A 17,141-nucleotide genomic window follows, 5' to 3' on the forward strand; every position below is an offset into this window, starting at 1 on the left:
CAGAGTCGAGCCATGCTCGGCTCTGCGGGCGATCACAACGCTACGCGGCGCTGTGCAATCCGCGATCGGCTTCGTGACGCTCCAGTGCCAGTTCGATCAGGCGCGTAAGCAACGTCGTGTAATCGACTCCGCTGGCACCCCACAATTTCGGGTACATGCTGATGCGGGTGAAGCCCGGCAGCGTGTTGACCTCGTTGATGACGATCCCGCCGCCAGCAGTAAGGAATACGTCCACGCGCGCCATGCCGGCACACTCCAGCGCCTGGTAGGCCTGCAGTGCGATCTGCTGGATGCGCGCCTGGGTTGCGGCATCGATATCCGCAGGTACCACCACCTCGGCGCCAGTTTCGTTGATGTACTTGGTGTCGTAGGCGTAGAACTCGTCGTGCACCACCACCTCGCCGCACAGGCTGGCCTGCGGGTGCGCGTTGCCCAGTACCGCGCACTCGATCTCGCGGCCGACCACCGCCGATTCCACCAGCACCTTGTGGTCGTAGCGCAGCGCCAATGCCAGTGCCTCGGCGAAGCCCGCTGCGTCCTTGACCTTGCTCACGCCCACCGACGAACCCTGGTTGGCCGGCTTCACGAACAGCGGCAGGCCGAGCTGTGCGATCACCGCATCGACATCGACCGTTGCCGCCTGGTGGCGACGGATGCACAGCCACGGTGCCACCTGCAGGCCAGCGTCGCGCAACAGGCGCTTGGTCACGTCCTTGTCCATCGCCACTGCCGAACCCAGTACCGGCGAGCCGACGAAGGGCAGGTTGGCCATGCGCAGCAGGCCCTGCAGCGCACCGTCTTCGCCCAGCGGCCCATGCACGATCGGCAGCACCACATCGATCTGGCCCAGCGCGCTGGCCGGATCGGACGGCTGCAGCTGTGCCAGTTCCGCACCCGGGCGCACCGCCAGCGACTGGCCCGAGCGATGCAGCGCGATGCGCGACGGATCATCGGCGTTGATCAGGAAGGTGTCCGGCTGGTTCAGATGCCACTGGCCCTGCTTGTCGATGCCGACCAGCACCGGCTCGAAGCGCTCGCGATCAAGCGCATCGAGAATGTTCTTCGCCGACTGCAGTGAAACCTCGTGCTCGGAGGATTTGCCCCCGAAGATGATGCCGACCCGGGTCCGTGCCATGGTGTTGCGATGTCCTGTGCGGTGCGTGGCCGTACAGCATGAACCTTCCGTTGCCACGCAGGTGAGGCACAGATGAACCGCCGGGCTGCCGGCTCGGGTAGCGGCCAACCTTGGTTGTCCCCCCAGACATCCAGCGCCGACCAAGGTCGGCATCCCCCAACACGAGATCCGATCAGCATTGGGGTCAGAGCCCGTTGCGGAGCAACGGGATCCGACCCCGGATAGTCCGACAGATCGCAGCAAACTGTCGAAGGCGGGGTGGATCCGGTTGCGGGGGCGTGAGCCGCATGGATGCGGCGACCGAGCTTACATGGACGTACTTGCAGCGTCCCCCGCAATCGGACCCACCCCGCCATCCCACGGATCGCCAGCTTTTGATGTTGATCTTGCCGGCCAGCGGCCGGCACTACCGCGGGTGCCGGGCGGCAGCCCGGCGCAAGCCCCCCACCCACGCAGGTAGAATGCGCACATGGCTCTTTCCCTGCTCAAGTCCCTCAAGCCGGTCGCTGGCCGCGCCCTGCAGATCGCCCTGAACCGCGCGCTGGCGCTGGATCCGGATACCCGCCATGCACTGGCCAGCCTCGATGGCCGGCACATCGACCTGACCCTGGAAGCGCCGTCGCTGGCGATGCGCATCAGCGTCGACGGCGACCAGTTGCGGGTCGGCCCGGTGGATGCGCAGGAAGCCGACCTGGCCGTGCGCAGCAGCCTGGCCGGTGTGCTGGCGCAGCTGCCGCTGCTGGCCAACGCACGGCGCGGCGAGTCCAACAACAAGGGCCGTGTACGCGTGGCCGGTGACGCCGAACTGGCGCGACGCCTGCAGCAGCTGGCCAAGGGCTTCGATCCAGACTGGCAGCAGCCGTTCGTCAGCGTGTTCGGCGAGGTACTGGGCGTGCAGGTGGCCAACACCCTGCGCAGCGCCCTGCAGCACGCGCGCCAGGGTGCGATCGACCTGGCCCACAGCGCTGCCGAGTTCATCACCGAGGAATCGCGCGACGTGGTACCGCGCGCCGAACTGGATGCCTTCCACGATGATGTGGACGTACTGCGTGATGACGTCGAGCGCCTTGGCGCGCGCGTCCAGCGCCTGCGGGGTGCCGCATGAAGGCCGTGCTGCGGGCAAGCCGCATCGGCCGGGTGATCCTGCGCTACCGCCTGGACGACCTGCTGCACGGCACGCCGGCTGAGCGCTGGCTGCGCCTGGCCAAACCGTTCGTGCCGCGTGCTTCGGCCGACATCGCTGTACAGTCGCGCGGTGCGCGCCTGCGCCTGGCGCTGCAGGATCTCGGCCCGATCTTCGTCAAGTTCGGCCAGATCCTGTCCACCCGCCGCGACCTGGTGCCGCCGGACGTGGCCAACGAACTGACCCTGCTGCAGGACCGGGTCAAGCCGTTCGACGGCGATACCGCGCGCCGCATCGTCGAGGAAGCACTCGGCCTGCCGGTCAGCGAGGCATTCGCCAGCTTCGATACCGAACCGCTGGCCTCGGCCTCGATCGCACAGGTGCATGCGGCCACGCTGGCCGATGGCCGCCAGGTGGTGGTCAAGGTGCTGCGCCCGGGCATCGAGAAGCAGATCGACGCCGACATCGCCCTGCTCAACTCGCTGGCCGCCCTGGTCGAGCGTACCCATCCGCGTGCCGACAAGATCCGTCCGCGCGAAGTGGTGGCCGAAGTCGAGAACACCCTGGCCGCTGAGCTGGACCTGCAGCGCGAAGGCGCCAATGCCAGCGTGCTGCGCCGCTTCTGGGAAAACAGCGACGACCTGTACGTGCCGGAAGTGATCTGGAGCCACACCGCCGAGCGCGCGCTGACCCTGGAGCGCGTGTGGGGCATTCCGTCCGATGACATCGCTGCACTGGACAAGGCCGGCATCGACCGCAAGGCGCTGGCCGCCAAGGGCGTGCGGGTGTTCTACACCCAGGTGTTCCGCGACAACTTCTTCCATGCCGATGCGCACGCCGGCAACATCTGGGTCGATACCGATCCGTCGCGTCGCGCCAACCCGCGCTTCATCGCGCTGGACTTCGGCATCATGGGCCAGCTGTCGCAGGAAGATCAGTACTACCTGGCCGAGAACTTCATGGCCATCTTCAACCGCGATTATCGCCGCATCGCCGAACTGCACGTGCAGGCGCGCTGGATGCCGGACAACGTGCGCATCGATGATCTGGAAGCGGCCGTGCGTTCGGTGTGCGAGCCGTACTTCACCCGCCCGCTGTCGCAGATCTCGCTGGCCGAAGTGCTGATGAAGCTGTTCCGCGTGGCGCAGCGCTACCAGCTGACCCTGCAGCCGCAGCTGATCCTGCTGCAGAAGACCCTGCTGAACATCGAAGGTGTCGGGCGCCAGCTGGATCCGCAGATCGACATCTGGGCGGTGGCCAAGCCGGTGCTGGCGAAGATCCTGCGCGAGCGCTACAGCCCGCGTCGGGTCGTGCGCGAGATCGGCAAGCGCTTGCCGGAAATCATGACCCACGCGCCGGACATGCCGCGCCTGGTGCACGCCTGGCTGACCCAGCAGGTGGAGGGCCGCCATGAGCTGGCGATGCGCTCGCGCGATCTGGTCGCGCTCGATGCCAGCGTGCAGCGCCTGCAGAAACGCGCGGTCGGTGCGATCACCGGCGTCGGTCTGCTGGCCATCGCCGCACTGGTGTACGTGCTGCAGCCGCCAGGCTGGTACTGGGGCGACCTGCCGATGTGGAGCTGGGTGTCCGGTGCCGTCGGCGCGCTGGCGCTGGCGCGCGCGTGGTGGCGCTGAAGCCTGTTGATCGAGGGTCGGCGGCGTCACGCGCCGCCGACCAGCCACGGCTCTACCAGTGGTAGCCCAGGCCCAGGTGCGACTGCACGCTCTGGAAGCGGTCCAGGCGCGTCCTGTGCCAGGTCTTGCCAATGCCCATGTCCAGCACCAGATGCTCCCCCAGCGGCTGGCTGCGGCGCAGGAAGGCACGACGTGCATCGTGTTCGCGCAGCAGCAGCGGATCGGAATCGGCGGTGTAGCCGGACGTACCGCTGCCCAGCCACAGCTGGGTCGAACCACCGCCCTGCGCATCCTTCAGGCGCAGTGACAGCGTGGTGCCATGGCCGTCGGGCCCATTGGACTGGCGATGCCGCTCGTGGCGCAGTGAGGTGGTCACGCGCGGGAAGTAGTGCGAGGCACCTACCGACCAGCCACTCACGTATGCGCCGGCATGGTACTGGGCGTACTTGCCGCCCACGCTCAGCACGGTCTGCGGTGCCACCTTCCACTGGAAGTCCTGGTTGAGCTGGCGGTTGACGAATACCGGGTCATCGTTGGAGGCGGTGAAGGCGGTGCGGGTCGAAAAGCGTTGACTCCAGCGCTGGTGCAGGGAGCCCTGCACCCGATTGCCGCTGAAGCGCTTGCTGCCGTAGTCGCGTTCACCATGGGCCAGGCCCAGATGCCAGCGGCTGTCACCGCTGCGACCGGCCACATCCACGGTCTGTACGTCGCGCTTGCCAAAGCCATCGGTGTAGTCGGCATGATCCAGCTGCACCGAGACCCGGTCGATGCCGGCATGGGCGCTGGACACAGCCAGCAGCAGGACGCACGGCAGTGCGCCACGGATGATCAATCGCATGGGGTTACTCCAGGGGTTGGGAATGCAGCGACTGCAGCAGCCGGTAGCGACCGGGCGGCAGGTTTCGTTCCACGGTGATGCGCGGGCCGAACTGGCTGCCCGGGGCGACGATGCGACCGGGCAGGATGATCACGCCGACGCCCAGCGCGGCACCTTCGCCGATCCAGGCGCCGAGCTTGTCGCGCTGGCTGTCGATGACGGTGTCGCCGATGTGGACGGTGACCGTTGCGCCATCCAGGCGATGGTTGCTGGTACGCACCAGCGCGCCCAGGTAGGCACGGGCGTCGACGCGGCTGTCGGCGATGAAGCACTGCGGGCCGATGCAGGCGCCGTCGCCGATCAGTGCGTTCTTCAGTTCACTGGCAAAGCCGATGCGCACACCGTCACCGATGTGCAGCGGACCGCGCAGCAGTGCGTTGTTGCCGATCAGGCAGTCGCGGCCGATCGATACCGGCCCGTGCAGCTGGGCGCCGTCGCAGATGCGGCTGCCAGCGCCGATCCGTACCTCGCCCCGCACGATCGCACGCGGCGAAACCTGGGCGCTGGAATCGACGTGGGGTGGCAGCGTCGATAGCGCGTCGGCCATGGCGGCGAGGTCATTCCACCACATGCGGATACCTGGTCGGCTTGTCGCGTGCCGGCTCGCGGCCGGTAAACAGCCCGGCCACGCCATGCATCAGCCAGATCGCATAGGCGAGCAGCACGTACAGCATCGAGAACGCGGCGGCAGGGACCAGCGACGCGCGGCGGTGGTGGATCGCACTGATCACCGCCAGCAACATGACGATGCCGATCCAGAACAACGGCATCACCGACAGGGCGAGGCCACCCGGCCCATGCAGCTGGGCCGCACCGAACCAGACCTGCAGCGTCAGCACGATGCCGGCAAGGGCAAGCAGCATCATCGGCAGGATGCTGAACACGCCGAAGCGGGTCAGCAGCAGGCCGCGATGCAGGCGCATGCATACCGCATAGCCGACGATCCAGCGTCGCCAGCGCCGCCATTCCTCCACCAGCGTGTTGCATTCCTGCGGGTAGACCACGCAGCGCACGCTCTGGCGGACACGGTAGCCCTGCGCGACCAGCGACCAGGACATGTCCAGGTCTTCGACGCGGGTGCGGTCGGAGAAGCCGACCTTGCGCAGCACCGAGGTGCGGAACAGGCCACACGAGCCGGAGACGATGAACGGTGCGCCGCCCAGCCACTGCTGGAAGCTGCGCTTGATGACGATCATCGGCAGCTTCAGGCTGGCGCGCACATGCGGCAGGAAGCCGGCACCCTGCAGGCTGGACGAGGGTACGCCACCGACCGCATCGGCACCGCGCTCGATCTCGTCCAGCAGGTGGCCCAGGCCATGGCCGCGCGGATCGATGTGGGTGTCGGCGTCGGTCAGGAACACCTGCTCGGCGGTGGCGTGCCGCAGGCCATGCATCAGCGCGCCGCCCTTGCCGGTGTTGGCCTGGTGCACGGCCACGAGGCGCCCGGGCCAGCGCGCCTGCAGCGCATCAAGTACCTGGGCGGTGTTGTCGGTCGAACCGTCGTTCACGCAGATCACCCGTGCCACGTAGGGGTTCTGCAGCAGGCCGGTCAACGAGCGCTCCAGGCACGGCGCTTCGTTGTAGGCCGGCACGATCGCATCGATGCTGTACAGGCGCGTGCTGGGGCGACGCGAGGCCTGCACGCACACACGCACCAGGATGAAGGCACACATGGCCAGGAACAGCAGCGTTTTCATCACAGCACCAGCCGGTAGGGCACGAAGCCCTCACTGGGGCCGATGCCGATCTGCTGGCCGCGGAACTGCGCGTGGCAGCGCAGGTGGTCCTCCTGCATGTAGTGGCGATCGCCCTGGCTGGCATGCTCGCGCAATGCGTGGATCTTCAGGTCCAGTTGTGCGCTGATGTCCTCGAACACCTGCGGTGCGAACTGCGGCAGGGTGCTGGGGCTCTCGTAGCAGAGGATCTGCGGGATGCTGCGGCAGGCGATGATTGACGCTTCATGGACGGTGCGATGGTCCTGATGGTGGTCTTCGCCGCACATCGTGTAGACGCGATGCGGTGCGATCTGCGCGCAGGCCTGCTCGATCACCGCGACGATGTCGTTGCGGCAGGCAGGAAAGCGCGTATCCGGGAAATCCTGCTGGATCACCTCGGTCACACCCAGGCGGCGCAACGCGCGGTGGGATTCGTCGCTGCGGTCGATGCCGGCATGGCAGCCACGGCCACCACGGCTGAGCACCAGCGCATGGATGCGTGCACCGTCGCGGGCCAGCTTGGCCAGGCTGCCGCCGCAACCGAGTTCGATGTCGTCGGGGTGGGCGCCGATTGCCAGAATGTCGAGAACCATGGCCGTGTCCTTGCGGAAACCAATGAGGGCCGCGGGCCGGTGGACCATCCCGCGTGAAGAAGGCGGGAACTATCGCAACCCCATCGGAGTACAGGCTTAAGACAAGTACGAAATGTGGCCGGACAGGCCACAATGTTCACCCTTGCTGTGGCAAATGAAAGAAGCAATGACGATGCAGCTTTCGGAATTGAAGAACGAACTGGCACGCTTCGGTGCTGAAAACGACGCGCATGAAACCGAGCGCGCCCGGCGCATGCTCAACATCACGCCGGACACCGGTGAATTCCTGTCGGTGCTGGTGCGTTTCGGCAATGCGCGCCGGGTGCTGGAGATCGGCACCTCCAACGGTTATTCCACGCTGTGGATTGCCGAAGCCGCAGCCGCCATCGACGGCCACGTGACCACACTGGAATACGCCGCGGACAAGGTGGCGATGGCGCGTGACACCTTCGCGCGCAGTGGCCTTGCCGATCGCATCACGCTGGTCCACGGCGATGCCGGGCAGTGGCTGGCACAGGCCGCCGATGCCAGCATTGACCTGCTGTTCCTCGATTCGGACCGCGAACAGTACGCCGGCTGGTGGCCGCAGCTGCGCCGTGTGCTGCGGCGGGGCGGCCTGCTGGTGGTGGACAACGCCACCTCGCACGCCGCGCAGATGGAACCGTTGCGCGCGTTGCTGGATGCCGATCCGGACTTCGGCACCAGCCTGGTGCCGGTGGGCAACGGCGAGCTTCTGGCCGTGCGCAACGCTTGACCGCCGCGCCACCAACCCGGGGTCAGATCCCTTTCCGCAGGAAAAGGGATCTGACCCCGATCAGGGCGCCCGTATAATCCTGCGGTGAGCACCGAACCTGACACCCTCGCCGCGGTCGAGACCGAAACCGCGCCCCTGCAGCTGCTGCACCTGGACGAGCGCCTGGCCGTGGTCAACAAGCCCGCCGGGCTGATGGTCCACGACAGCAAGCTGGCCCGTGGCGAAGATGATTTCCTGGCCGACCGCCTGCGCGAGCAGCTGGGCCGCCCGATCTTCCTCGTGCACCGCCTGGACCGGGCCACCAGCGGCTGCCTGCTGCTGGCCTTCGACCGCGAGACCGCCAGTGCGCTGGGCAAGGCGTTGATGGGGGGTGAAGTGGCCAAGGACTACCTGACGGTCTGCCGGGGCTGGCCGGCCGAGCTGTCCTGGCGGGTGGACCATGACCTGGACGGCGGGCCGGGCAAGCCGGTGAAGAAGCCGGCGGTCACCGACTTCCAGCGCCTGGCCACCGGCGAGCTGTCGGTGCCGGTGGGTGAGTTCAGCAGTTCGCGCTACGCGCTGCTGCGCTGCCAGCCGCAGACCGGGCGCTTCCGGCAGATCCGCCGGCACCTCAAGCACCTGTCGCACCACATGATCGGCGACACCAGCCACGGCGATGGCCGCCACAACCGCATCTTCCGCATGCAGGGCGTGCACCGCATGCTGCTGCACGCCGAGCGCCTGCGCTTCCCGCACCCGGACGGTGGCAGCGTGGATGTCAGTGCGCCGCTGGATCGCGAGTTCCAGAAGGCGCTGGACCTGTTCGGCTGGCAGGTGGACGACGCCTGATGCTGCTGCGGTAAGCCGAGCGTGGGCTCGGCTCTACAGCCAGCGGCCGGGCGTGGCCCGGCGCACCCCGTTATTTCTTTTCCGGCTCGTTGACGATCGCTTCCAGGTCCTTCTGCAGATCCGCGAACAGCGGCTGCATGCGCGCCTGGATCGCCACCATCACGTTCTGCATCAGCGCCGGGGTCTTGTCCAGCAGGCTCTGGCCGGCCGCGCTCTCGTAGAACTCGGCCATTGCCAGCACGTCTTCCTTGCTGAAGGTCTTCTTGTACAGGTCCACGTACATGGGCCGCAGCTGTTGCCACGACATCGCCTGGCGCAGGGTCTGGCTGGTCCGGGCCTGGATCCGCTTCAGCTGTTCCTGCTGCTGGGCGGTGAGCTGGCGCTGCGCGGCCACCTGCTGGAACTGCTGCTGCTGCATGGCTTCGATCTGAGGCACCATGGTGTCGATCATGCTCTGCGCGCGCGAGGCCGACAGCAGGCGGTTGATGTCGCCGTCGGTCGGCGGGGCGGCCAGGGCCGGAACGCTGGCCACGGCCAGCGCCAGCAGCAGGGCGGCGCGGCGCAGCAGGGACGGCAGGGCGGGTGTGGAGCGGGTCATGCGGGGCTTCCTGCGGTACATGGGACCGCCAGCATACCCGCAGCCCAGGCGAAGGCGGCGTGTTCGGTGCCTGATCGGCGGCATACGGGGCGCGATGGCGTACTTCACCACGTGCCTGCCGCTACAATGCGCGGATGGGCAGTGGACCGGTCACCATCAGCGCGCAGCTTGAAATCCCCGACGGCGAGATCGTCGAGCGGTTCGTGCGCGCCAGTGGCGCCGGCGGCCAGAACGTCAACAAGGTGTCCACCGCGGTGGAACTGCGTTTCGACGTGGCCAACTCGCCCTCGTTGCCCGAACCGTTGCGCGCGCGCCTGCTGGCGCGGCGTGACCGGCGCATGACCGGCGAAGGCGTGCTGGTCATCGACGCGCAACGATTCCGCACCCAGGATCGCAATCGCGAGGATGCGCGCGAGCGGCTGGCGGCCTTCATCCAGGCCGGGCTGAGCGTGCCCAAACCGCGCAAGGCCACCAAGCCGACCCTCGGGTCGAAACTGCGTCGTCTGGACGCCAAACGCGGGCGCGCGCAGATCAAGCGCGGGCGCTCATCACGTGACTGGGAGTGATTGCTTGAACAACCCGACTTCGTTGCTGCCGGCCGTGCCGCCGCAGATGCCACAGGTCAAACCCAACGCCTTCCTGCGCTGGCTGGCGCGCTGCACCCTTCGCATGGGCGGCTGGAAGGTGACCGGCACCCTGCCGGACATCCCCAGGCTGGTCTTCATCATCGCCCCGCATTCGTCCAACTGGGACGGGCTGTGGGGCATGGCGGCCAAGATCGCGCTGGGCATGAAGGTGAAGGTGCTGGGCAAGGCCTCGCTGTTCTGGTGGCCGCTGGGCCCGCTGCTGCACAAGCTGGGCGTGATCCCGCTCGATCGCAGCTCGCCGCAGGGCACCGTCGGCCAGGCCGTGGACCTGCTGCGCAACAACGAGAAGATGTGGTTCGCCATCACGCCCGAGGGCACCCGCAAGGCCGTGAAGGACTGGAAGGCCGGCTTCCTGAAGATTGCCCGGATGGCTGACGTACCGATCCTGACCGCGTATTTCCACTATCCGGAAAAGACCATCGGCATCGGTCCGCTGTTCACCCCGAGCGGCGACGATGTGGCCGACATGGCTGCCATCCGCGAGTTCTACCGGCCCTGGATCGGCAAGACCCGCGGCACGGTCTGAGCCGGTTGCAGGCCGCCGCATAGACGCCACGTCCGGCACATGCCGGGCGAGCGCGACAGGAGTAGGGTGGAGGGCTGGTATCCATACCGTCTGCCCAAGGAGCGTTTTACATGTCGCGTACCGTAGTCCTGGCCGCCGCCATCAGCCTGGCGCTGGCGGCCTGTTCCGGCAAGGAGTCCACCCCCGTGTCCGATGCCCAGAAGACCCCGGCCCAGCAGCCGGCCGAAGCCTCCACCAATCCGCTGCTGAGTGCCAGCACGCTGCCGTTCCAGGCCCCGCCGTTCGACAAGATCAAGGACAGCGACTACCTGCCGGCCTTCGAAGAGGGCATGCGCCAGCACCTGGCCGACGTGCGCAGGATCGCCGACAGCAGCGAGCCGGCCACCTTCGACAACACCATCGTGGCGATGGAGCGCAGCGGCGAGACCCTGACCCGCGTGTCGCGCATCTTCTTCGGCCTGGTCCAGGCCGATACCAACGATGCGCGCCAGAAGATCCAGGAAGAAGTGGCGCCGAAGCTGGCCGCGCACCAGGACGAGATCAACCTCGACCCGAAGCTGTTCGCACGCGTGAAGTCGCTGTACGACCAGCGTGACACGCTGGAGCTGGACCCGGTGCAGAAGCGCCTGGTCGAGCACTACTACGATGGCCTGGTGCGCGCCGGTGCGCAGCTGTCCGACGCTGACAAGGCGACCCTGCGCAAGCTCAACGTGGAAGAGACCACCCTCTCCACCCAGTTCCATACCCGCCTGGTGGCCGCCACCGCCGCTGCGGCCGTTGTCGTTGACGACAAGGCCAAGCTGGTCGGCCTGGACGAGGGCGCTATCAACAACGCTGCCGCCGCCGCCAAGGACCGCAAGCTGGATGGCAAGTTCCTGCTGCCGCTGCAGAACACCACCCAGCAGCCGGTGCTCGGCTCGCTGAGCGACCGCGACCAGCGCGCCGCCGTGCTGAAGGCCTCGGAAACCCGCGCCGAGCGTGGCGATGCCAACGACACCCGGCAGACCGTGCAGCGCCTGGCCCAGCTGCGTGCGCAGAAGGCCAAGCTGCTCGGCTTTGACACCTTCGCCGACTACCAGCTGGGCGACCAGATGGCCAAGACCCCGGCTGCCGCGCTCAAGCTGCTGACCGACACCGTGCCGGCCGCCACTGCCAAGGCGCGTGCCGAAGCCGGCGAGATCCAGAAGGTGATCGACGCGCAGAAGGGCGGATTCCAGGTGGCCGCTTCGGACTGGGACTTCTACGCCGAGCAGGTGCGCAAGGCCAAGTACGATCTGGACGAGTCGCAGATCAAGCCGTACTTCGAACTGGACAACGTGCTGCAGAACGGCGTCTTCTACGCCGCCACCCAGCTGTACGGCATCACCTTCAAGCCGCGCACCGACATTCCGACCTACAACCCGGACATGAAGGTGTACGAAGTGTTCGACAAGGACGGCACCTCGCTGGCGCTGTTCTACACCGACTACTTCAAGCGTGACAGCAAGTCCGGTGGCGCCTGGATGGACGTGTTCGTCGAACAGGACGGCCTGACCGGTGCCAAGCCGGTGGTCTACAACGTCTGCAACTTCACCAAGCCGGCCGCCGGCCAGCCTGCGCTGATCAGCTTCGACGACGTCACCACCATGTTCCATGAGTTCGGCCATGCGCTGCACGGCATGTTCTCGAACGTGAAGTACCCGTCGATCGCCGGCACCGCGACCTCGCGCGACTTCGTCGAGTTCCCGTCGCAGTTCAACGAGCACTGGGCGCTGGACCCGAAGGTGTTCGCCAACTACGCCAAGCACTACAAGACCGGCGAGGCGATGCCGCAGGAGCTGGTCGACAAGATCCTCAAGGCACGCAGCTTCAACCAGGGCTACGCGACGACCGAGTACCTGTCGGCCGCGCTGCTGGACCTGGCCTGGCACACGCAGAAGGCCGACGCGCCGCTGCAGGATGTCGGCGCCTTTGAAGCCAGCGCGCTGAAGAAGTTCAAGGTCGACCTGCCGCAGGTGCCGCCGCGTTACCGCACCACCTACTTCGACCACATCTGGGGTGGTGGCTACTCGGCCGGTTACTACGCCTACTTCTGGGCCGAAGTGCTCGACCACGATGCCTACCAGTGGTTCACCGAGCACGGTGGCCTGACGGCGGCCAATGGCCAGGAGTTCCGCGACAAGATCCTCTCGCGCGGCAACAGCGTGGAACTGTCGACCCTGTACCGCGATTTCCGCGGCAAGGACCCGTCGGTGGAACCGCTGCTGAAGTTCCGCGGGTTGAAGTAAGAAAGCGAAAACGGCGGGGGCAACCCCGCCGTTTTTCTTTCTGTAGCGTCGAGCCATGCTCGACGTTCTTCTGTAGAGCCGAGCCCACGCTCGGCTGATGGTTCCTGGAAAGGCAGCCGAGCATGGGCTCGGCTCTACAAACAGCGTTACGTTCCCACGTGCACCCGGTTGGCCTGCTCGGCCAGGCCCAGGTGATCCAGCGCGATATCCAGCGCCAGCACGTAACTCTGCGCGCCGTAGCCGGCGGCGATGCCCAGGCGCTGGCCGACACCAGCCGGCAGGCACGGCTCGGCTACCGCGCCGTCGTCATGCACTTCCACATAGGCGTTGTGCAGGTACGGCAGCAGGCGCTGCAGGCGCAGGCTGTTGGCACACGCGCCCGGGTCGAGCAGGGTCACCTCGCCGCGGCTGTGGTCGGCCACGCGCAGGGCGTCCAGCAGTTCCTGTTCCGAACCACAGGCACGGATCGCCACGCTGGTGCCGGCGTCGATCGCACGATGCACCAGTGACTTCAGGACCGGTGCCGGCAGCGGCATCGCGGTGCGGATCAGGGCGCCGGCCGCTTCCGGGCCACGGATGATGAAGATCGACATGGCTCAGCCCTCCTGTGCCAGGCGGCGGCCGACAATGGCCAGCGACAACGGGTAGCCGGCCTGCTGGCTGCGCTGGTCGACCACCACGGCGGCGGGACCGTGCTGCAGGCGCAGGCGTGCCTCCAGACCGGGTTCGCTGGGGGCCTGCAGTTCGATGTACTGCGCCGGCAGCCGTTCCAGCGCCGCCTGCAGCGCGCCACCTTCGGCCTGCCATTGCGCCTCGTCAGCGGTACCGACATCCAGCAGTACCCAGTCGGCCGAGCGCGCCTGCGGCTGGCACAGGCACTGGCGTACCTCGGACAGGCTGGCGCAGTCGCTGCACAGCACGCGATGGCCGGCCAGCTGCGTCGGCAGTTGGGGACGCGGTGCCGACGAAGAGGCGTGGCGGATCACCAGGAGGGTCATACAACACCTTGCGGAATGCGCCCTGCGGCGCGGTGGGCACACGATGCGCGTGCCGCCCGTAAAGGTGCGATGCCCGCCGCCGGTCCCGCGCGTAAAACCTGCGTAACCCTTCCTGTAGAGCCGAGCCTGCGCTCGGCCGCTCTGCGCCCCAGTCGGGCAACCTCGACGCTGCAAGGAACAAGCCGAGCGTGGGCTCGGCTCTACCGGATCGCGTCGCGGGAACCTCTCCCGCCTGGATGTGGTCTGATGCAGCTACCACCCACCCGGAGCCTGTCATGGATGCTGCTGCCCGTCCTCCCTTGTCCGAACGCGCGCTGGTCTGGCTGAAGAAGGAAGCATTGCCGCTGCTGGTGATGCTCGGCCTGCTCGCCGCCGCCCGCGATACCCTCGCCAACCACTACGTGGTGCCGAGTGGCTCGATGCAGCCGACCCTGCAGCCGGGCGACCGGGTGGTGGTGGACATGCGCGCCTACGGCCTGCGCCTGCCGTTCACCGGCAAGGAACTGATGGCCACCGGCGTCCCGCAGCGCGGTGAAGTGGCGGTGTTCGATTCACCGGCCGACGGCACCCGCCTGATCAAGCGCGTGGCGGCGGTGGCCGGTGACCACGTGCAGATGCGCGAGGGCCATCTGAGCATCAACGGCCAGCCGCTGCAGATCGCCGATCTGCAGGACGTGGAAGCCTTCGGCGAGCGCCGTGCCCGCCTCGACCTGGACATGGGCGGCGGTCCGGACATCGCCGATCTGGTGGTGCCGGCCGGCAAGGTGCTGGTGCTGGGTGACCACCGCGGCAACAGCTTCGACGGCCGCTTCTTCGGCTTCGTCGACGCCGACAAGGTCTACGGCCGTGCGGTGGCGGTGTACTACCGCCGCGGCGACGGTTTCGAGTGGCAGCGCCTGTAAGCTGAATTGATACTTCTTGGGTATCAATCCTGACTTATCAGGTTATGGATCGACTGAATCGACAGGCCTAGTCTGAGGCCCGTTCCCTCCCATGCCCGGCCGCCCCACCGGCCCTTCGATCCCATGACTGGCGAAACCGCGGCGGCCGTCGAGCGCCGCCCCCCCACTGTCGATCCCATCGCCGAGACCCGCATCCAGCAGGGCACGCCGGCCTTCCGCCGCACCGCGCTGGCACTGTTCCTGGCCGGCTTCTCCACCTTCGGCCTGCTGTACACCGTGCAGCCGCTGCTGCCCGAGTTCAGCCGCCACTTCGGCGTGTCCGCCGCAGGCAGCGCGATGTCGTTGTCGCTGACCACCGGCACGCTGGCGGTGGCGATGCTGTTGGCCGGCCTGCTGTCCGATGCGGTCGGCCGCCGCCCGTTGATGATTGCCGCGCTGCTGGCCTCGGCCATGCTGTCGCTGAGCACGGCGCTGGTGGACGACTGGACCACGCTGCTGGTGCTGCGCACCCTGCTTGGCCTGGCGCTGAGCGGCGTGCCGGCAGTGGCGATGACCTACCTGGTCGAGGAGATGGACAGCCGCGCGCTGGGCCTGGCGATGGGCCTGTACATCGGCGGCAACGCCATCGGTGGCATGAGCGGGCGCCTGCTGGCCGGCATCATCGCCGATCACTGGGGCTGGCGCTGGGGCATCGGCGTGGTCTCGATCATCGCCGTGGCCAGCACCGTGCTGCTGTGGCTGCAGCTGCCGCCGTCGCGCCATTTCAGCGCGCGACGCGATGGCCTGCGCGAGTTGCCGTCGCGCTGGCGCACGCTGTTCGCCGACCGGGGCCTGCCGTGGCTGTTCGCCACCTCGTTCGTGCTGATGGGCGTGTTCGTCACCCTCTACAACTACCTGGGCTATCACCTGCTGGCGCCGCCGTACCACCTCAGCCAGACCGTGGTCGGGCTGATCTTCAGCGTCTACCTGGTGGGCACCTTCAGTTCGGCGTGGATGGGCCAGCAGGCTACGCGGTACGGGCGCGGCCGCATCCTGTCGATCTCGTTCGCGCTGATCGGCGCCGGCATCGCGCTGCTGGCGATGCCGTGGCTGAGCACGATGGCACTGGGCATCGCGCTGGTGACCTTCGGCTTCTTCGGTGGCCACTCGGTGGCCAGCAGCTGGGTCGGCAGCCGTGCCGGTACGATGCGCGCGGAAGCGTCGGCGCTGTACCTGTTCGCCTACTACCTGGGCTCCAGCGTGCTGGGCGGGGTGGGTGGCCTGGCCTACGCGGCCTGGGACTGGCTGGGCGTGTGCGCGTTCGCTGCCGTGCTGACCCTGATCGGGGGCGGCATCGTCTGGGCGCTGCAGCAGCGCGCGCCGCAGCCGGTCACGGCCTGACGCCAGCCTCGCGTTCCGCACGGGCGCGGCGTTGCTCTGGTAGATGCCGACCTTGGTCGGCGCTCTGGCACGGCAGCCAACCAAGGTTGGCGTCTACCAAACCTAGGTGGGTGGCACTTCACCCTTCGGCGAACGCCCCGCGCAACAGCCCGGCGAAGTTGCGGATCAGCGGCGTCACCCCCTCGCGGTGCCATGCCAGCTGCACCTCCGAATGCGCACCGGCATCGGCCAGCGCCACGAAGCGCGCGCCTTCCACGCGGATGTGATCGCAGGACGAGGGCAGGATCGCCGCACCCAGGCCTGCAGCCGCAAGACTGATCAATGTCGATGCCTCACCGGCTTCCTGCACGATGCGCGGCGTGAACCCGGCGGCCGCGCACAGCGCGATCATGTGGTCATGGATGCCCGCGCCCGCGCTGCGGCGAAATGCCACGAACGGCTCCTGCGCGAAGTCGCGTAGCGACAACGTGCCCTGCTTCGACAGCCTGCGCAGGGCAGGGTGGTCGGCATGCACGATCAACGCCAGTGGATCGACGAACAGGCTGTGCGCCACCAGCTCCGGCGGCAATGCGCGCTTGCGGATGATGCCCACGTCCAGTGAACCGTCGAGCAGCGCATCGATCTGCTGCAGCGTGTTCATCTCGCTCAGCTGCAGCCGCACCTGTGGGTACTGCTGGCGGTAGCGCAGGATCGAACGCGGAATCTGCGGCGACAGCGGCGTGGCCCGGGTCAGGCCGATACGCAGTTCGCCCTGCTCGCCGCGCTGCGCGCGCTGTACCTCGTCCACCGCGGTTTCCACCTGCTGCACGATGGCCCGTGCGCGCTCCTGCAGCAGCTCACCCGCAGGCGTCAGCTGCACACGACGATGGCTGCGCACGAACAGGCGCGCCCCGATCAGGTCTTCCAGCTGGCGGATCTGCTGGCTGAGCGGCGGTTGCGACATGCCCAGCCGCTCCGCCGCCTGGCCGAAGTGCAGCGTATCGGCAACGGCGAGGAAGTAACGCAGGTGGCGGAGTTCGATGGACATGCGCCCAGTCTATGCATCGCCAGCCACAAATGGGGTCAGATCCGTTTTCCTGCGGAAAACGGATCTGACCCCGGTCACCCGTCATCCACGCATGGCGTGGATCTACCGTGTCGACCAAGGTCGACACCCACCAACAG

General features: G+C 67.5%; 18 protein-coding genes. 9 read left to right on the forward strand and 9 right to left on the reverse strand.

The genetic code is table 11. The features are described from left to right. Positions 1-40: 40 nt before the first annotated feature. Complete coding sequence (gene ddlA / locus ACT6SE_RS22350) at positions 41-1,135, reverse strand: D-alanine--D-alanine ligase (RefSeq protein WP_046427963.1); 1,095 nt, start codon at positions 1,133-1,135, stop codon at positions 41-43. Between the two features lie 469 nt (positions 1,136-1,604). Between ddlA and ACT6SE_RS22355 the strand changes: the two genes are divergently transcribed. Together ACT6SE_RS22355 and ubiB are read left to right on the forward strand one after the other, a co-directional pair. Next, a complete protein-coding gene (locus ACT6SE_RS22355) occupies positions 1,605-2,240 on the forward strand; it encodes a ubiquinone biosynthesis accessory factor UbiJ (protein ID WP_005420772.1) in 636 nt (211 codons plus the stop codon). Further along, positions 2,237-3,892 (forward strand): ubiquinone biosynthesis regulatory protein kinase UbiB, encoded by a 1,656-nt coding sequence (ubiB, locus tag ACT6SE_RS22360; RefSeq protein WP_014645548.1) that lies wholly within the window; start codon positions 2,237-2,239, stop codon positions 3,890-3,892. Before ACT6SE_RS22355 ends, ubiB begins: the two co-directional genes overlap by 4 nt. Positions 3,893-3,944: 52 nt before the next feature. Here ubiB and ACT6SE_RS22365 read toward each other — a convergent pair whose 3' ends face one another. From ACT6SE_RS22365 to ACT6SE_RS22380, 4 genes are read right to left on the reverse strand one after another with little or no spacing between them, the layout of a single operon-like run. After that, positions 3,945-4,730, reverse strand: a complete 786-nt coding sequence (locus tag ACT6SE_RS22365) for a YaiO family outer membrane beta-barrel protein (RefSeq protein WP_014645549.1) — start codon at positions 4,728-4,730, stop codon at positions 3,945-3,947. Positions 4,731-4,734: 4 nt separating this feature from the next. Then, positions 4,735-5,340: an acetyltransferase gene (locus tag ACT6SE_RS22370; protein WP_032962223.1), complete on the reverse strand. Its 606-nt coding sequence runs from the start codon at positions 5,338-5,340 to the stop codon at positions 4,735-4,737. After that, on the reverse strand, positions 5,327-6,466 hold the full coding sequence (locus ACT6SE_RS22375; protein WP_014645551.1) for a glycosyltransferase: 1,140 nt from the start codon (positions 6,464-6,466) through the stop codon (positions 5,327-5,329). Before ACT6SE_RS22375 ends, ACT6SE_RS22370 begins: the two co-directional genes overlap by 14 nt. Next, positions 6,466-7,077 carry a PIG-L deacetylase family protein gene (locus ACT6SE_RS22380; RefSeq protein WP_014645552.1) on the reverse strand — a complete coding sequence of 204 codons (612 nt, stop codon included), beginning with the start codon at positions 7,075-7,077 and terminating at the stop codon, positions 6,466-6,468. The genes ACT6SE_RS22375 and ACT6SE_RS22380 overlap by 1 nt, the downstream gene beginning before the upstream one ends. 166 nt (positions 7,078-7,243) lie before the next feature. Here ACT6SE_RS22380 and ACT6SE_RS22385 point away from each other — a divergent pair, with 166 nt between their 5' ends. After that, positions 7,244-7,831, forward strand: coding sequence for an O-methyltransferase (locus ACT6SE_RS22385; protein ID WP_014645553.1), 588 nt, complete (start codon positions 7,244-7,246; stop codon positions 7,829-7,831). Positions 7,832-7,915: 84 nt separating this feature from the next. Then, positions 7,916-8,659, forward strand: a complete 744-nt coding sequence (locus ACT6SE_RS22390) for a pseudouridine synthase (protein ID WP_014645554.1) — start codon at positions 7,916-7,918, stop codon at positions 8,657-8,659. Positions 8,660-8,729: 70 nt separating this feature from the next. On the opposite strand, the gene ACT6SE_RS22395 is transcribed toward ACT6SE_RS22390, so the two are convergent. Further along, on the reverse strand, positions 8,730-9,278 hold the full coding sequence (locus tag ACT6SE_RS22395) for a DUF2059 domain-containing protein (RefSeq protein WP_401730180.1): 549 nt from the start codon (positions 9,276-9,278) through the stop codon (positions 8,730-8,732). A 113-nt stretch (positions 9,279-9,391) separates the two neighbouring features. Between ACT6SE_RS22395 and arfB the strand changes: the two genes are divergently transcribed. From arfB to dcp, 3 genes are all read left to right on the forward strand, one after another. After that, a complete protein-coding gene (gene arfB, locus ACT6SE_RS22400; protein ID WP_005420755.1) occupies positions 9,392-9,823 on the forward strand; it encodes an alternative ribosome rescue aminoacyl-tRNA hydrolase ArfB in 432 nt (143 codons plus the stop codon). A 4-nt stretch (positions 9,824-9,827) separates the two neighbouring features. Next, on the forward strand, positions 9,828-10,430 hold the full coding sequence (locus tag ACT6SE_RS22405; protein WP_014645556.1) for a lysophospholipid acyltransferase family protein: 603 nt from the start codon (positions 9,828-9,830) through the stop codon (positions 10,428-10,430). A gap of 110 nt (positions 10,431-10,540) precedes the next feature. Next, a complete protein-coding gene (dcp, locus tag ACT6SE_RS22410) occupies positions 10,541-12,697 on the forward strand; it encodes a peptidyl-dipeptidase Dcp (RefSeq protein WP_014645557.1) in 2,157 nt (718 codons plus the stop codon). A gap of 146 nt (positions 12,698-12,843) precedes the next feature. Here dcp and ACT6SE_RS22415 read toward each other — a convergent pair whose 3' ends face one another. Further along, the gene (locus tag ACT6SE_RS22415; protein ID WP_004153636.1) at positions 12,844-13,290 is read right to left on the reverse strand and encodes a 3-dehydroquinate dehydratase; all 447 of its coding nucleotides are present in this window, start codon (positions 13,288-13,290) and stop codon (positions 12,844-12,846) included. 3 nt (positions 13,291-13,293) lie between these two features. Continuing rightward, complete coding sequence (locus tag ACT6SE_RS22420; protein WP_014645558.1) at positions 13,294-13,695, reverse strand: hypothetical protein; 402 nt, start codon at positions 13,693-13,695, stop codon at positions 13,294-13,296. Between the two features lie 275 nt (positions 13,696-13,970). Between ACT6SE_RS22420 and lepB the strand changes: the two genes are divergently transcribed. Then, the gene (lepB, locus tag ACT6SE_RS22425) at positions 13,971-14,597 is read left to right on the forward strand and encodes a signal peptidase I (protein ID WP_014645559.1); all 627 of its coding nucleotides are present in this window, start codon (positions 13,971-13,973) and stop codon (positions 14,595-14,597) included. 123 nt (positions 14,598-14,720) lie between these two features. Further along, complete coding sequence (locus ACT6SE_RS22430) at positions 14,721-15,977, forward strand: MFS transporter (protein ID WP_014645560.1); 1,257 nt, start codon at positions 14,721-14,723, stop codon at positions 15,975-15,977. A gap of 118 nt (positions 15,978-16,095) precedes the next feature. On the opposite strand, the gene ACT6SE_RS22435 is transcribed toward ACT6SE_RS22430, so the two are convergent. Next, positions 16,096-17,004: a LysR family transcriptional regulator gene (locus ACT6SE_RS22435; protein WP_014645561.1), complete on the reverse strand. Its 909-nt coding sequence runs from the start codon at positions 17,002-17,004 to the stop codon at positions 16,096-16,098. Positions 17,005-17,141: the final 137 nt, after the last annotated feature.

This window comes from Stenotrophomonas sp. LC732 (assembly GCF_052446685.1).
GTDB lineage: Bacteria > Pseudomonadota > Gammaproteobacteria > Xanthomonadales > Xanthomonadaceae > Stenotrophomonas > Stenotrophomonas muris.

Excerpts from the sequence above, each read along its gene's own strand:
- ACT6SE_RS22430 (WP_014645560.1), top strand. The coding sequence starts at position 14,721 with ATGACTGGCGAAACCGCGGCGGCCGTCGAGCGCCGCCCCCCCACTGTC.
- ACT6SE_RS22355 (WP_005420772.1), top strand. The coding sequence starts at position 1,605 with ATGGCTCTTTCCCTGCTCAAGTCCCTCAAGCCGGTCGCTGGCCGCGCC.
- arfB (WP_005420755.1), top strand. The coding sequence starts at position 9,392 with ATGGGCAGTGGACCGGTCACCATCAGCGCGCAGCTTGAAATCCCCGAC.
- ddlA (WP_046427963.1), bottom strand. The coding sequence starts at position 1,135 with ATGGCACGGACCCGGGTCGGCATCATCTTCGGGGGCAAATCCTCCGAG.
- ACT6SE_RS22415 (WP_004153636.1), bottom strand. The coding sequence starts at position 13,290 with ATGTCGATCTTCATCATCCGTGGCCCGGAAGCGGCCGGCGCCCTGATC.
- ubiB (WP_014645548.1), top strand. The coding sequence starts at position 2,237 with ATGAAGGCCGTGCTGCGGGCAAGCCGCATCGGCCGGGTGATCCTGCGC.
- ACT6SE_RS22395 (WP_401730180.1), bottom strand. The coding sequence starts at position 9,278 with ATGTACCGCAGGAAGCCCCGCATGACCCGCTCCACACCCGCCCTGCCG.
- ACT6SE_RS22365 (WP_014645549.1), bottom strand. The coding sequence starts at position 4,730 with ATGCGATTGATCATCCGTGGCGCACTGCCGTGCGTCCTGCTGCTGGCT.
- ACT6SE_RS22375 (WP_014645551.1), bottom strand. The coding sequence starts at position 6,466 with ATGAAAACGCTGCTGTTCCTGGCCATGTGTGCCTTCATCCTGGTGCGT.
- lepB (WP_014645559.1), top strand. The coding sequence starts at position 13,971 with ATGGATGCTGCTGCCCGTCCTCCCTTGTCCGAACGCGCGCTGGTCTGG.
- ACT6SE_RS22420 (WP_014645558.1), bottom strand. The coding sequence starts at position 13,695 with ATGACCCTCCTGGTGATCCGCCACGCCTCTTCGTCGGCACCGCGTCCC.
- dcp (WP_014645557.1), top strand. The coding sequence starts at position 10,541 with ATGTCGCGTACCGTAGTCCTGGCCGCCGCCATCAGCCTGGCGCTGGCG.
- ACT6SE_RS22380 (WP_014645552.1), bottom strand. The coding sequence starts at position 7,077 with ATGGTTCTCGACATTCTGGCAATCGGCGCCCACCCCGACGACATCGAA.
- ACT6SE_RS22435 (WP_014645561.1), bottom strand. The coding sequence starts at position 17,004 with ATGTCCATCGAACTCCGCCACCTGCGTTACTTCCTCGCCGTTGCCGAT.
- ACT6SE_RS22385 (WP_014645553.1), top strand. The coding sequence starts at position 7,244 with ATGACGATGCAGCTTTCGGAATTGAAGAACGAACTGGCACGCTTCGGT.
- ACT6SE_RS22370 (WP_032962223.1), bottom strand. The coding sequence starts at position 5,340 with ATGTGGTGGAATGACCTCGCCGCCATGGCCGACGCGCTATCGACGCTG.